The organism is Anabaenopsis tanganyikae CS-531, assembly GCF_029891675.1.
Lineage (GTDB): Bacteria > Cyanobacteriota > Cyanobacteriia > Cyanobacteriales > Nostocaceae > Anabaenopsis > Anabaenopsis arnoldii.
The window spans coordinates 17112-32410 of sequence record NZ_JANQDF010000046.1 but is presented as its reverse complement, the minus strand read 5'-3'; the positions used below and the strand labels follow the sequence as shown (position 1 = coordinate 32410).

Annotated in this window: 13 protein-coding genes and 1 pseudogene; 3 read left to right on the top strand and 11 right to left on the bottom strand. The window is 41.5% G+C overall.

The annotated features are described in order from the left end of the window. Window positions 1-184, top strand: a pseudogene (locus NWP22_RS05150) (type ISP restriction/modification enzyme); the annotation flags it as partial. Window positions 185-974: 790 nt separating this feature from the next. Here NWP22_RS05150 and NWP22_RS05145 read toward each other — a convergent pair. From NWP22_RS05145 to NWP22_RS05135, 3 genes are read right to left on the bottom strand one after another with little or no spacing between them, the layout of a single operon-like run. Continuing rightward, window positions 975-1286, bottom strand: coding sequence for a hypothetical protein (locus NWP22_RS05145; RefSeq protein WP_271730783.1), 312 nt, complete (start codon window positions 1284-1286; stop codon window positions 975-977). 31 nt (window positions 1287-1317) lie between these two features. Then, window positions 1318-1578 carry a hypothetical protein gene (locus tag NWP22_RS05140; protein WP_200988027.1) on the bottom strand — a complete coding sequence of 87 codons (261 nt, stop codon included), beginning with the start codon at window positions 1576-1578 and terminating at the stop codon, window positions 1318-1320. 41 nt (window positions 1579-1619) lie between these two features. After that, a complete protein-coding gene (locus NWP22_RS05135) occupies window positions 1620-2045 on the bottom strand; it encodes a hypothetical protein (protein WP_280801592.1) in 426 nt (141 codons plus the stop codon). A gap of 1031 nt (window positions 2046-3076) precedes the next feature. On the opposite strand from NWP22_RS05135, the gene cysK reads away from it, so the two are divergent. Next, window positions 3077-4036 (top strand): cysteine synthase A, encoded by a 960-nt coding sequence (gene cysK / locus NWP22_RS05130; protein WP_280801591.1) that lies wholly within the window; start codon window positions 3077-3079, stop codon window positions 4034-4036. A 202-nt stretch (window positions 4037-4238) separates the two neighbouring features. Here cysK and NWP22_RS05125 read toward each other — a convergent pair whose 3' ends face one another. The 7 genes from NWP22_RS05125 to fdxB all read right to left on the bottom strand — a co-directional run bounded on the left by NWP22_RS05125 (window position 4239) and on the right by fdxB (window position 10420). Further along, a complete protein-coding gene (locus tag NWP22_RS05125; RefSeq protein WP_280793109.1) occupies window positions 4239-4703 on the bottom strand; it encodes an ArsC/Spx/MgsR family protein in 465 nt (154 codons plus the stop codon). A 25-nt stretch (window positions 4704-4728) separates the two neighbouring features. After that, window positions 4729-5340 (bottom strand): cysteine dioxygenase family protein, encoded by a 612-nt coding sequence (locus tag NWP22_RS05120; RefSeq protein ID WP_280793122.1) that lies wholly within the window; start codon window positions 5338-5340, stop codon window positions 4729-4731. Window positions 5341-5538: 198 nt separating this feature from the next. Beyond that, window positions 5539-6021 (bottom strand): hypothetical protein, encoded by a 483-nt coding sequence (locus NWP22_RS05115; RefSeq protein WP_425332606.1) that lies wholly within the window; start codon window positions 6019-6021, stop codon window positions 5539-5541. A 155-nt stretch (window positions 6022-6176) separates the two neighbouring features. Further along, window positions 6177-6767, bottom strand: coding sequence for a cytochrome c oxidase subunit 3 (locus NWP22_RS05110; protein WP_280801590.1), 591 nt, complete (start codon window positions 6765-6767; stop codon window positions 6177-6179). A 124-nt stretch (window positions 6768-6891) separates the two neighbouring features. After that, entirely contained in the window at window positions 6892-8553 is a 1662-nt protein-coding gene (gene ctaD, locus NWP22_RS05105; RefSeq protein ID WP_271730790.1) for a cytochrome c oxidase subunit I, read from the bottom strand. 39 nt (window positions 8554-8592) lie between these two features. Beyond that, window positions 8593-9549 carry a cytochrome c oxidase subunit II gene (gene coxB / locus NWP22_RS05100; RefSeq protein WP_271730792.1) on the bottom strand — a complete coding sequence of 319 codons (957 nt, stop codon included), beginning with the start codon at window positions 9547-9549 and terminating at the stop codon, window positions 8593-8595. A gap of 577 nt (window positions 9550-10126) precedes the next feature. Continuing rightward, entirely contained in the window at window positions 10127-10420 is a 294-nt protein-coding gene (gene fdxB / locus NWP22_RS05095) for a ferredoxin III, nif-specific (protein WP_271730794.1), read from the bottom strand. 957 nt (window positions 10421-11377) lie between these two features. On the opposite strand from fdxB, the gene NWP22_RS05090 reads away from it, so the two are divergent. After that, a complete protein-coding gene (locus tag NWP22_RS05090; protein WP_280801589.1) occupies window positions 11378-12961 on the top strand; it encodes a helix-turn-helix domain-containing protein in 1584 nt (527 codons plus the stop codon). A 115-nt stretch (window positions 12962-13076) separates the two neighbouring features. Here NWP22_RS05090 and dnaK read toward each other — a convergent pair whose 3' ends face one another. Continuing rightward, window positions 13077-14972 carry a molecular chaperone DnaK gene (gene dnaK, locus NWP22_RS05085; protein WP_271730796.1) on the bottom strand — a complete coding sequence of 632 codons (1896 nt, stop codon included), beginning with the start codon at window positions 14970-14972 and terminating at the stop codon, window positions 13077-13079. Window positions 14973-15299 lie beyond the last annotated feature (327 nt).

The following is a 15299-nucleotide window of genomic DNA, read 5'->3' as shown; positions in this document are numbered from 1 at the left end:
TTGCGCCTTAGAATGGATTTTAGATCAATATAAAGAGAAGAAACCCAAAGACCCCACCATTGCAGAAAAATTCAACACTTACCGGTTTGCAGACTACAAAGAACAGGTCATAGATTTATTAATGCGGGTGTGTAGAGTCAGTGTGGAAACCATGAATATAGTTAATCAGATGTCTGATAACTAGGGAGACAGGCGATCGCCACCCAGAGTAACCGGGGGTTAGAAACCCCCGTCTAATAGCTAAAGTCAGATAAATCTGACTAGAAAATCATATATGTGATGATCTTGACAGAATGTGTCGCCATTCTCTATACCCCCCTCCTCTTACAAGGGGAGGGGTTGGGGGTGGGGTCAAACCTCTTTGGTTAAGATCCCCAACTTCTCACATCATCACAGATAGTCTAGAATAACTTAACTAGAAGTCGGGGATCTGTGTGACTGTGTGGGGCGATCGCCACCCAGAGTAACCGGGGGTTAGAAACCCCCGTCTAATAGCTAAAGTCAGATAAATCTGACTACAAGATGATATATTTTGACAAAATCTTCTGGGTCATGTACCTGATTTGACTAACTCTATAGTGTAAATTACTGCTATTATGGCTAAATTGGTGGGTGGAGTTTACGCCCAATCCCATGCGATCGCCGCCGATTTACAATGGCTAGAAACTCAAGGAATCAATGAACTACCGACAGTTCATTAATCAGGTTTATCCTTTTAAAGCCTTTTTCAGTCTTATGAAGTACACACCAATTCCCTGTTCCCTATTCCCTATTCCCTATTCCCTATTCCCTATTCCCTGTTCCCTCAAACTAAAAAAATTTGTACCTCACGAGCATGGGAAATGCTATATCACCGAGGGAACAAAACGTTTTGCTCACATGAAAATGTCCCCACCTGTACACAATACCACTTATAAAGGTTAGGATACAGTAGCTAATTATACAGTTGTCGGAAACCCTGATTTAAAACCCGTTTAACGAGCTTTGCGCTCTGCTACGAGAACTTCAGCTAGCATTTCGGGAATATCTGTCAAGTCTGCAAATCCCTCGGAAGCGGGAATCGGTGAAATAAACGTATAGTTTGGGTCACACATTCCCGTGTCGTAGACTTCAATAAACCAGCGATCGGGAAAACCTTCTACACCTAATTCCACAATATACCAACTTTCCCCTATGAGCCGAGAGCCAAACACAACAAACCACTGTCTATAGTCGTCTGAAATATTCCAGTCAGCCATAAGGAACTCTAGCGCAATTTGTGCAGCATCGGTTTCGGTTAGCAGCATATTTACTCCTTATTTATAACTATCGATAAGGCTAACTTACGCTATCAGAATTTGGAACTTCAGGATATAAGCCTAGTTGCTTTGCTAATTCACGCCCGATAAAGAATAAAAACTTAGCACCATCTTGATTACCTTGATGGGCAAAACTAGTTGCTACTTGCAGTATTGTTTGTACAAAATCAGCATCAATCAATTCTGGTTGCGCTTCTAAAACTTCTGGTTCTTGACCATTAGGACATTTTAGTAACTCGTCAATCAGATTGAAATATTGGATTTGGCGTTCTTCTGTCATGATGTTTTGGTTTTTTGAATGAGTTAGTTTGGCTGTGAGGATTACTCTATACTTTGTTGCCAAAGCTTTTCCAACATTTCAACTTGTTCTTTTAAGATAGCAGCACGATAAACAAGATATCTATCGTAAACAATGATTCCTAATCCCACAAAAATCGGAGTGATTAACACAAACCATTGCAAGATGCTAGCAAGTTTATATTGTTCGGCAACAACTAATAATCGGTTCACAAGATTGTGGTCAAAAGTTGCGTTATTGGTCTGATATTGAGATGGATTTGTATTTGCTTCATGGAGCAATTGGGCAGAATTACCTGAATAGATTTTATGAATTTCACAGACTAAATTCTGCATTTTAACAAACTCTAGATGTTTGCCCCAAACTATGTGTAAGACTAATAAGGCGGGCGAAATTACTAGTAAAGTAAATAAACAAACTGTCAGAAAATTTAGAAGTTTAAATTTCATGGTGGCTTTACTCCCTTAGGTACTCTGCATCCAGAAACCTCTGGGTTACTTTTTACCTAACTAGTCTCTCTCGCACCTTGACAATATTTTTGTTCCTAAAGATGAAAAATTTACCATTTTTCTACAAGGGCTATAATTATCAACTTAGGATTAACATCTTCCTCAGCTTCGACAACAGAAGAGTTAAGAAGTCCCCCCTGATTCTTTGGGTAAAACCCTCAGAACTTCGGGGGGTAGAGGGGAATCTCTGCGTAAATCCTACAAAATTTATAGCAGTCTCACCTCTAACTGTGAGTTTAAACTAGTGGAATTAAGATTATTAAATTTATTAAAGTTATACTCAAAGGCTATAAGTTATATCTCATAAGACTTAGAGAAATTATTTGAGGTATGGGTGCTAGTATTTCTCATATGGGGTGCTAGTATTTCTCATATGGGGTGCTGGTATTTCTGCACTCAGGCTCAAAGCTATATGGGGGGCTGGTAGAGGAGTGATTTTGTTGGGGTTTTTCCGTCTCAAAGCTTGTACTCAAACAAATAGATTATGTGGGGAGTATACCCTAGAATATCGAAAAAATCTCTTATATTTTCTGGAAATGCAGCTTCCTATACTAAATATAAATCATTCAAAGTGAGGTGACAAACTTTCTAGATTTAAGGGGTGAGTTTCTATGATTTTGATTGAGCAAATAACAGACAGATAAATTCAGCGTTGAGAAAACCCCTGTAATTCAGCTATTAACCTTCATTGTGGTAGATACAAAACATTATTACTTGAGGAGAGATGAGAAAATTACATCAACTGCATTCCTCAGCCGCATGATTTTGTACTTTGGTTAAAGTGGATAGTCTCTATAGTCATCCTATTTGACTTGAGAAAATATCAGTGAGGAAAGGGAACAGGGAACAGGGAACAGGGAACAGAAATTGTTCATGAATCATTTAGGACTGCTCTAGATTTAGTTAGAGTGGATATAAATTAAACACATACAGGAAATTTGCCCTCAACGTGAAATCATAGGAGTGAATTTATGAGAATTGCTAAAGATGTTACAGAACTAATTGGCGGAACTCCTTTAGTTCAGCTGAATAGAATTCCCCAATCTGAGGGAGTGGCAGCTAGAATTGTTGTTAAACTCGAAGGTATGAACCCAGCAGCCTCAGTTAAAGACCGGATTGGAATTAGTATGGTGATGGCTGCGGAAAGGGAGGGTTTAATTGAGCCGGGGAGAAGTATTTTAGTCGAGCCAACTTCTGGGAATACAGGTATTGCTTTAGCCATGGTAGCAGCCGCCCGGGGCTATAGTTTAATTTTGACCATGCCAGACACCATGAGCCAAGAACGACGCTCTATGCTCAAGGCCTACGGTGCTAAGTTAGAGTTAACACCAGGCGCACAAGGGATGCGAGGAGCAATTAATCAAGCTGAAAGCATTGTGGCTAATACTCCTAACGCTGTGATGCTGCAACAGTTCCGCAACCCGGCTAACCCCAAAATTCACAGAGAAACTACTGCGGCGGAAATTTGGGCGGATACGGATGGGGAAGTAGATATCATCATTGCTGGGGTGGGGACTGGCGGAACAATCACCGGGATTGCAGAAGTGCTTAAACAATATAAGCCAACTGTGCAAGCGATCGCAGTGGAACCTAGTAACAGTCCGGTGCTTTCTGGCGGTACTGCAGGCCCCCATAAAATTCAAGGTATTGGCGCTGGGTTTATCCCAGATGTGTTGCGTCTGGAATTGATTGATGAGGTAATTAGAGTTAGTGATGAACAGGCTATGGCTTATGGGCGACGTTTAGCCAAAGAAGAGGGACTATTGTCTGGTATATCCTCCGGTGCGGCTTTATGTGCGGCCATTCGAGTCGGTCAACGTCCAGAAAATACCGGTAAATTAATTGTGATGATTCAGCCTTCCTTTGGGGAACGTTACCTGAGTACCCCCATGTTTCAAGAGTTGTCTATAGACACTGCTAATCTTGGCTAAAAAACCTAATTAGCAGATATAGCATTTCCCATGCTCGTGAGGTACAAAGTTGTTTAGTTTCAGGGAAGAGGGAACAGGGAATTGATGTGTACTTCATTAGCCTGAAAAAGGCTTTATTGGACTTCTTAACCAGGTTAAGAAGTCCGATGTATATCGGGGATACGGTCAAAGCAAATTCAATCAGGTTTTCCCCCGGTGAAATTTAATGCTTACAACCACCTTGATGATGATGGTCATGGTTATGACCGTGGGCGCAACCTTGTAAGTTCTGGGTAGTCAGGGTTTCAATTACTACTTTTAAGGAATCATCCACCGGTTTTAAGCCAATCCAACCATCTATTGTTTCTACGTCAAAACCTACCTCACGGCGATCGCCTACTTCTAGTAAGGGACGACGAATTAATAAAGGATCTTGCAGCATTAACACTAAGGCTGTTTGTGCATCGATTTTTTCTGGAACTACTTCACCAGATTTAATCTTGGGAGCGGAAGCATTAAACCATTGGGACACCGGGCGATCGCCAAAAAATGATCGCAAGCGTTCAACTGTCCAAGGTTCTGTGAGGATGTCGTATGCTAGCACCTCATGACCAGCAGCAGTCAACACAACTTTTTGCTTAATACCACCCTTACAACCGGGTTTGCTGTAGAAAATTACTCTAGCCATTGTCATTACTCCCTGATGATTCTGATTAAAACTTCCTAGCTGTATGGGTAACTAAATCAAACTCAAACCTTGCTTGAGGGTCTGTTTCTCCATAAACATTAAAAGTTACAGTTGCTTCGTCACCCACTGCTTCTACACTGTGAATTGCATCGGGGGTCAAGCTAACAATATCTCCAGGAGACAAGGTTATCTCTCCAGTAGGTGCAATTTTCTCGGCAAAATCAGGGGTAGGAGTACGTCGCCAAAAGGTATTTTTTTCTTGACCTTTTAACACTGCTATTACTCCCCAAGTCCCATGATTATGAATAGTTGAACGGGTTCCCGGTGCAAATGTCACGGTTTGCACAGTCAATGGGAACCCCAATTCATCATAGAGAAGTAACACTGAGTGACCCGTTTTAGGGTGAGGTTGTAAATACTGACTTTGTACCCAGTAGGAATTGACAATCAATCTCCTGACAAGCATTCGGATTTCTGGGAGACGAATAGATTCATCTTCTACCCCATTGAGAACATCTTCTACTTCAGTCAAAAACCGATATAGGCGATAATTCTCCCGCAATAGATCCCATGGTCTGGCTGATTTACAACAATGATATTGGCCGTCTGCAGTTACTAGCCAATCTTTACCTTCCACCATCATTCATTAAATCTTGGGTTGAGAAGGAGAAGGGAAAACTATTGTAGGCGGAATCAAATTCAGAGGACTGGGAAGAGGACGCAAAGGATCTATGGAAACCACAGGAATGAAAGGTGCTGAAGAATTTACAGATGGCTGTAGAGGTTGGTAGAAGGGATAATTATTCATGTCGGTTGATGGTTGAAGGTTTACTAATTAATCGTCCTCTTCATCTGGACGATTTAAAATGTCCAGTAGGATTCCTGCACCGAAATCATTACTTTTGTCAATCTGTTTGACGCGAGTACTGATTTCTTTAGCCCGCTCGATTTCCCCTAATTTTGCTAACACTAAACCAGATGCAGCATAAGCGTTTAAGTACAATCTGATTTGGGGTTCCTCCTGCCGTTTTACTAATATGGGCAGGAGTTGTTGCCAATGGTCTGGTAAGTTCTCTGTTGCTTTAATCTTATCTAAAACTTTAACTGCAATTTGTAGCGCGAGGGGATAATTATTTTTATAATAAAAGAATCTATATGCTGATACTAAAATATCTGTATTTTCCCCGGACTTAGCTAAGGCTTGATGAATATATTTTTCGGATTCTGAGGTATTTTCCCAGGTTTGTGCCGCCAAGAGTAATAATTTTTTGACATCTTCGGGTACTTGAAACCACGAGTATTGATTACCATCAAGCATAATCATCTCCTTTGATGGGGAAGAGGGAGTCAGAATTTTACCGCTCCCTATAGGTACTATTTCTTTGTGAGTCTGGGCTGAGGTTTGCTTCTTCTTTCTTGAAGGGAAGATGCTCCCCTCGGCTTTGATGCTGGGTACACAGATGAATACCAATGCTAGGCTGGGTTGTATGTGAGGATGTACACTAATGTGAACAGAACAATCCAAATAATATCTACGAAGTGCCAGTAAATTTCTGCCATTTCGATGCCAGTATGTTTGGTAGCAGAGTAATGACCAGGACGACGCGATCGCCACACAACACCTAATATCAATAATATGCCTATCAACACGTGCAAACCGTGAAAGCCTGTCATGATATAAAAGCAGTTGGCGAAAACGTTGGTAGTCAGTCCATAGCCTAAACTCATGTACTCATAAACCTGACCAGCTAAGAAAATCGCCCCCATCAGTGCGGTGACAAGATGCCAAAACCGCATTCCCCAAACATTATTCTTTTTAATCGCTACATCACCTAAATGAATGACGAAACTACTAGATATCAGAATAATGGTGTTAATGGCGGGTAAAAATAGTTCTACCTCTGTTCCCTCTGGAGGCCAAACTTCTGTAATACCTCTAAAGAATAAATAAGTCGCAAAAAAACCGCCAAACATCAGGGATTCAGAAATCAGAAAGGTTAAAAGTCCCCAGACTCGTAAATCTGGATGATGCTCCTCATGGTGTTCAGTTGTCGCTATGGTCATGTTGTTTACCCTCTAAATCTCTAAACTTTTAAGTGGCGGGACAATAATCATGTTTTTGTGAAGGGCGGGCTAGAAGCCCACCCTACTTAGTGTGGTCACGCCACTACTAAGTTAAAGCCAATACTTAGGCGCTAACTTCTGGTGTACCCATAGGTTGGGATTCACTATGGCCATAGTCGTAAGGGCCATGAGTCACAACGGGTAATTCTTCCCAGTTTTCAATTATGGGCGGTGAACTGGTTGTCCACTCTAAACTCAAAGCTTGCCAAGGATTATCACCTGCTAATTCCCCTTGACTCCAACTGTGAATAATGTTAATAGTGAAGGGTATAACTGAGATGCCTAAGACAAATGCACCAAAGGTGCAAAGTTGATTCAGGTTAATAAATTGGGGGTCGTACATCGCTACCCGGCGGGGCATACCTTGCAAGCCCAATTCATGCATGGGTAAGAAGGTTAAGTTAGTGCCGATGAAGGTGAGCGCAAAGTGAATGCGTCCCCAGGTTTCATTCAGCTTACGTCCGGTCATTTTGGGGAACCAGTGATAAATACCGGCATAGATGCCAAATACGGAACCACCAAAGAGGACGTAGTGGAAATGTCCCACTACATAATAGGTATCGTGGACGTGAATATCAAAGGGGGCGGTTCCCATTGTCACACCGCTTAAGCCACCCATGACAAACATGGATAATAGGCCAATGGCGAAAAGCATGGCACTGGTAAAGCGAATTTTACCACCCCACAGGGTGGCAACCCAGGCGAAAATCTTGACTCCAGTGGGTACGGCGACGATGAGGGTGGAGATGGTGAAGAATATCCGCATCCAACCGGGTGTACCACTGGTAAACATATGGTGTACCCAAACGAACAAACCCACGACGCAAATGGCTACGCTAGAGTAGGCGATCGCTTTATAACCAAAAATCGGCTTCCGGGCATGAACTGGTACTACTTCGGACATGATACCGAAGATGGGCAGAATCATTAAGTATACTGCCGGGTGGGAATAGAACCAGAACAAATGTTGGTAAATAACAACGTTACCGCCTGCATCGGGTTTAAAGAAGGATGTGCCAAAGTTGAGGTCAAATAATAACAGCACTAAACCCGCCGCTAATACAGGGGTGGAAAGTAAGGCTAAGACAGAAGTTGCTAGGATAGCCCAGCAAAACAAGGGTAGTTGATCCCATTTCATGGAGGGAACTTTCATCATCAGGATGGTAATGACAAAGTTCACCGAACCCAAAATTGAGGAGGTTCCTACTAAAACAATGGCCAGGATCCACAGAGTCTGGGCCATGGGTGCTGTTACTAGGCTCAATGGTGGGTAAGCTGTCCAACCAGATTGGGAACCACCGAAGATAAAACTAGCTACAACTAGTAATCCCGCTACTGGGTTCAACCAAAAGGCGATCGCGTTCAGCTTGGGGAAGGCCATATCTCTAGCACCCAGCATTAGGGGAATGAGATAATTTCCAAATCCCCCAATGGCGCTCGGAACAATCCACAGAAAGATCATGATTGTCCCGTGGTTGGTCATGAAGGCGTTATACAAATTGGGATCGAGAAAGTCTGATTGTGGGGTTGCTAGTTCTACACGCAGCGCCACCGCCATCAGTCCACCAATTAGATAGAATACAAATGCTGTCACTAGGTATTGGATACCAATCACTTTGTGGTCAACATTAAATGTAAAGTAGTCTTGCCATTTCCACGCCTGGGGATGGTTATTTGCTTTATTTCCTGCGGTTGGCGTGTTCCGGGGAAGTTCTGCCTGTGTCATAAGTTATTTTGCGACAATTTATTTTTGTCTTGAGAATGACTATTTCTGATCGCGATAGGGTGGCGTTAGCCATAGTTGCGCCGTGGTGGCTGCACTCATCCCTAAGTTATGAACATGGGGAGCTAGAAATTCTGATGTTGATAACTCCGCTGGATTGACTGCAACGGCTTGGTTGAGGTTTTCCTTTTGCGCTATCTGGCTTTGTGCTAACCAGCTATCAAATTCTTCTGGTGTATGGACTATGACTTGTGTCCGCATGGAACCGTGATAACCACCACACAATTCTGCACAAACTACCGGATAGGTTCCTGGTTTGGTGGCGACGAATCGCAGTTGGGTGGCGATACCTGGAAGCGCGTCTTGTTTTAACCGGAATTGTGGTACCCAAAATGAGTGAATGACATCTATTGCGGATAGGTTCAGTTGTACATCAGCACCCACGGGAACGTGTAACTCTCCGGCGCTAATTCCACTGTTGGGATAGTTAAATATCCAGGCGTACTGCATCCCCTGGACATCAACCACTAAATCTGCTTGTTTCCCCTGGGAGTGGGGTGACGCACCAATCCCAATGTTTCCGCTGGTTGTCTCATCAAGGGTGGCTGCTATGGCTACGCCATGGGTATGACTCCCCGGCTCAAATCCACCCATTTGATTGTAAACATCTACACTGTAAATGCCTAAACCAATGACAATGACCGCGGGGATGGCTGTCCAAAAAATTTCTAAGGGAACGTTTCCTTCTATGGCTAGACCATCGCTATCATCACCCGGACGGCGACGATACTTGACTAAAAAAATCAGAATGGTTCCTTCTACAATGAGGAACAGTGCGATCGCAATGGTAAACATGACGTTGAAAAATCCGTCTACCAAAGGCGCTTGTTCAGATGCTTGTACTGGCAATAAATTGTGATTATGTCCGAGCCAAATACTGATGGCTGTGACTAATACTCCAGCAACTAGAGTCCATAGTGAAACAGGAACTTTTTGCATATATGCTACCTGCTCTTGCAGCTGTAATTAAAGGTGTGATTTTCTGGAAACTTAGATGTAGGAGATTGTGATTCTAGACAATAATTTCTTTGCTCCCAGTTGATCGCATCCTGCGCTTTTGATGTATCACCCTAGCCAAAGAAGATAATGTATTTTTTTTATCTTGATCATATTCTTGGCTACTGATTTTTACATTTCCACAGGTCAGCGTTTTTTGTTTTCACTTATTAACTTTCTATCTTACTCTCATCAAAAGTGGGGGAATTTTCCAGATAATTTCATATCCTTCCCCCACAAAGTTAATACTATCTTGAAAGTCCTCTGATACCAGATGTCTCTACTTACATAAAAACTTAGGTACTCTCAGATCATGCCCTTAGTCTTAATATTGTGTAGACTAATTGAATAGCAAGTATGAAGTTTATCAATTACAATTTAAGATTTACAATTCTGTTTACTGTGAACTTTTTTGTGGTGACAGTAAGTCTTGATTATTCCCCTCTATTTACCTTGCTTTGTGCTTGATTTCCAGAGTACCCTTGATGACGGACATAACTTAGCTGCAAATCCTGAAACTTTACTTGTCTAATACAGCATGGGTGTAGCAATTCTTGGGACATATGCGCGCACAAGCTTCACAACCAACACAGTTTTCCGGGTGGGCTACAACCATGACTTTGCGCTCAATTTCATCATCATCTTCATCTTCTACAAATTCGCCATCTTCGTTGAGAGCTTTCAAGCTCAATACATTGTGACCACATATCTTAAAGCATCTGCCACAACCTATACATTTTCCTTGGTCAATTTCCTGGGCAAATTTAGGTGTCCAGGTATTACCTCCAAATGTCAATCCTGTTACTGTTGCCATGAATAAACCTTTAGGAATCTCTCTCTACTTTAATCACCATCCTAACCTAATCTTAGGGTATTTTTTTAGTTTAAATGACTATTTATTCTTGAATTAAATTTTGATGACTTTTTACATATTCTTTGAGAGATTTATTTAATTTACCTGTTAAATGCCATTTATTCTCAATAAATGTTTGTGGCTATAATACTCAGTTATTGATTTTATATAAAATGTATTTTATAGGGTGTAGATGCTGCTATTTAGGGAAATATATAATATGACAGTATCAAACATTGTCTGGTCACATATAAATAATTACCGTTGATATATGCTGCAAATTCAATTCTTGATAAAAATAATGAGATTTTTTTCTTTTATAGGGAGAAAACATACATCCTTGATAGTATTTAGAGTTACAAGCTATGTGTTAATGGGGGACATGAAGAAAAAATTACTTTGTTATATATCAAATCAAAATGGCGAAATGATTATGGTTATAGCTAGTCTTTACAGATAGAAAATATTTACCGGTTTATTAACTCATGGTAAAACTGTATATTTAGGAACAGCACACTTGTATACTTTAAATATTAAAATTATTAATAAAGTAACTCCCATCTGGTAATCAAATCTATGTTTATCCAAAAATTTTGGGTCAAGTGATAATTCACCGGATAGCAAGTTCCAGATAGTTTTACGTGAACTATTAAGAAATATACACCGGCTCATTATGAACAAAAACCTCTGATTATTTATGAAATTTATAGTTAGTAAAGAAGTAATCAAAGGCTATTTTTAAGAGCCTGAAATACCTGTGTAATGAAAATATGGATGTGGGGAATTATTACAGCAAATAGAGATATTTTTTGCTGAAAATATGGTTTCGTTGCAAGTGAAAAATACTGAATAAATATCCAAGAGAGACTTGAGCAAAACATCTCGACGATTAGAGTGGGAAGACAGCACTATAGCCGTATGCCTTATACAATTCCTAACAACAATTGCCTGGGATGTGACAACTGCCGCCCCCAATGTCCTACGGGTGCAATTAAAATAGAGAAGGATGAATATTGGATTGATCCTACTCTTTGTAATAACTGTGAAGGTTATTATCCTGAGCCGCAATGTGTCATGGCTTGTCCAACTAATTCACCCATACCTTGGCAAGCAAAAAAAGGCAGATGTAAGGTGGAACCAAGAGATGCACCTAGCCCGGATTTATTTGCCAACGGTCAAAATAATCCATTTGCTTCGGCTATTGTGATTTGGGAAGCTTGTAATGTCTTGGCACAAAGGACATCCTTAAATTGGCTGGATGAAGACGGTTATGTGTCCTATGGACGAAAAGTGAAACAAGGACGGGGTGCGATCGCATTTCATCTCCAAGATCCATTTACCGGAAGCGATATAACTGACTTAGGAGCAATTGCAGCACTTGATATTAGATCGGCTTGCATTCACCTGATCTTTGCTGCCTATGCTACATCCTTAGAGCAACCTTGGCAAGAAGAATTTGCGATCGATGAACGCCAAATTGAGAAATATTTAGGCTTAGAGAAGCGTAAAGACTTGAACAAAAATGCCAAGCTAGCTTTAATCAAGAATATTGTACAGCAAGCTTGTTCATTGATGATTTCTATTGATTGGCCTCAACAAGGAAGCATCCCCGGCTTTTCAGTCAAACAGAGCCGTTTATGGCATTTAATCAATGTTCAACATCATTTTCAAGAAGATAAATTGGGGTGTAAATATTTAATTGGACTAACTTTTAAAGTAAAAGCCGGGATATGGGCGCAGTATTTCTTAAACAAACAAGCCTGTAAGGAGCGAACTGCATTTTATCAATATGGCAGTTTGCCTAAAACATTATTAACTACCGTGATGAGTATTTGGCAGCAGCACGAAGGCGCAGTAAGACTAATGCTGTGGTTGCTGTTTAAAACCAAAATGGGTAGAGAACAAAGGATCACCATTCCCACATTATTACGTATTGCTTACGGTGAAGAAAAGGTTACCATGGCCTCTAGACAACGGGAGGAACGCAAACGCTTATTAAGAACATTTGAAAGTGATTTAGAAATTCTCAACCACCATGGGATTAAAGCGATTTTTGATCCAGTAACTTACCCCTTAGAAATTCAACCTTTGTGGGCGAAGTTAATGGATGTTCCCGAAGATCCAGAGGAAGCCTTAGAATTTTGGATGAATGACGCTGCTGGAAACACCCGCCTCACTGATTCAGCACCCCGTGGTAAGTGGAATCTGCTGATGAATGCGCGAATTTTAGCTTTTGAACTACCCCCAGAATGGAAACAGAAAATTTCTGAATCACAAAAAAAGCCCCGGACAACTGTCAAAAGCAGACGCAAGACTAAAACCACCACAGATTTACTCGGGGCGGATATTTTACAGGCGCGGAAAAATTTGCAACTTTCCCAAAGGGAGTTAGCAAGGCTAACAGGTAAAAGCCAAAGTTGGATTCGTGATCTAGAAAATGGTCGTTTGAAAGCTAAGGTAGAAGACCAAGTGATATTACGGAACGTGCTAAATATTACTTAGAAATCAGTCCCGGAAAATAAACGAAAAACCACAAAAGTGTTTATTTACATCAATTTTACCCACCCAGGGTTAAGCTTGGATGGGTAAAAATCCTCAATGCAGTGAATGTTTTTTACTAGCTTTCAGTAAAATCAGCATCAATCACATCCTCACCGCCACGAGGGGGAGTGGAACCAGCATCTTGAGGTGCAGCACCAGCAGCATCACCACCTGCTTGCTGATAGATGTTGCTACCTACTGCAAACAATGCTTGCTGTAGTTCCGGTGTCAGCTTCTTAATTTGCTCGTCATCTTCCTTAGCAACAGCTTCACGGAGGTCTTTAACTAAACCCTCGACCTTGGTTTTGTCAGCTTCAGGAACTTTATCACCTAGTTCTTGCAACTGCTTTTCAGCTTGGTACGCCAAAGAATCAGCTTGGTTCTTCCGTTCAATGGTCTCACGACGTTCCTTGTCAGCAGCAGCGTTTTGTTCTGCTTCTCTCACCATGCGGTCAACATCGGATTTATCTAAAGTAGAAGCGCCAGTAATGCTGATAGACTGTTCCTTACCAGTACCTTTGTCCTTAGCGGTTACATTGAGGATACCGTTAGCATCAATATCAAAGGTAACTTCAATTTGTGGTACGCCTCGTGGTGCGGGGGGAATACCATCAAGTCTGAAGGTTCCTAAGCTCTTGTTATCATTTGAAAACTCCCGTTCACCTTGAAGAACGTGAATTTCTACATTGGTTTGTCCATCTACTGCAGTAGAGAAGACTTCGGATTTCTTGGTGGGGATTGTGGTGTTCCGGGGGATAATTTTAGTCATGACACCGCCCAAGGTTTCTACACCCAAAGACAGTGGGGAGACATCTAATAGCAATATACCTGTAACATCGCCCGCTAGCACACCGGCTTGAATAGCAGCACCAACTGCTACCACCTCATCAGGGTTAACGCTTTGGTTGGGTTCCTTACCTAATACTTGCTTTACTATCTGCTGTACAGCTGGAATGCGGGTAGAACCACCAACTAGTACAACTTCATTAATATCGCTTCTGCTTAATTTAGCATCCCGAATTGCGTTTTCTACAGGGATGCGGCAACGGTCGATTAGGTCTGAGCAGAGTTCTTCAAATTTAGCACGGGTGAGGGTTGTATCCAGGTGCTTGGGTCCAGTCTGGGTAGCAGTGATAAATGGTAAATTTATTTCCGCTTGAGAAACGCTAGAAAGCTCAATTTTGGCTTTTTCTGCGGCTTCGGTCAAACGTTGTAAAGCTTGTTTATCTTGACGTAGGTCAATTCCTTCTTCTCTTTTGAATTGTTCGGCTAAGAAGTCAACGATTTTCTTATCGAAATCATCGCCACCCAGGTGAGTATCGCCGGAGGTAGCCAGAACTTCAAATACTCCATCACCTACTTCTAGAATGGATACGTCGAAGGTACCACCACCAAGGTCAAATACCAAAATGGTTTCGTTGCTCTTCTTATCAAAACCATAAGCTAGAGAAGCTGCTGTAGGTTCGTTAATAATTCGGAGGACTTCAATACCTGCTATTTTACCAGCGTCTTTTGTGGCTTGTCGCTGGGAGTCGTTAAAGTATGCTGGAACAGTGATGACAGCTTGGGTGACGGTTTCGCCTAGGTATTTGCTAGCGTCTTCAACGAGTTTGCGAAGTACTTTGGCGGAAATTTCTTCGGGGGCAAAGGGTTTACCAGCTATGGGACAATCTAGCTTAACATTACCGTTGCTGCTGAGGACTTTATAAGAAACTTCTGTAGACTCGTTACCAACTTCGTCATAGCGTCTTCCAATGAAGCGTTTGACTGAGTAAAAGGTATTATCAGGGTTCATTACCCCCTGACGCTTGGCGATTTGACCAACTAAGTTATCGCCATTTTTGGCAAATGCTACTACTGAGGGTGTTGTGCGAAAACCTTCTGCGTTAGCAATAACTGTGGGTTTACCACCTTCCATTACTGCGACGCATGAGTTTGTTGTACCTAAGTCAATTCCAACTACTTTTGCCATTGTAACTTTTGGCTCCGTATAACTACAAATGAATGGGAATATAAGGGACTAAGTTTTGAACCAACGGGTTAAAAAATAGTCATTTCATGATTAACAACCTTTAATTAGGCTTTCCTGGGGTGAAAAACCCAAGTTATCCTGATATATATACTGGGAAGTTCAGTTATGACCAGTCAGTGCAGGACGGTTTTCCGAACCTGGAACTAGACGGTTAATTTTAAAGGATGTATTTAGTGCGTTCATTGAGAGATTTGCTTTCACTCTGTCTAATGTATGAGAATTAATACTTTCAGCAATTAGGGTGAACCGTAATCTCAAAGTCGTGTT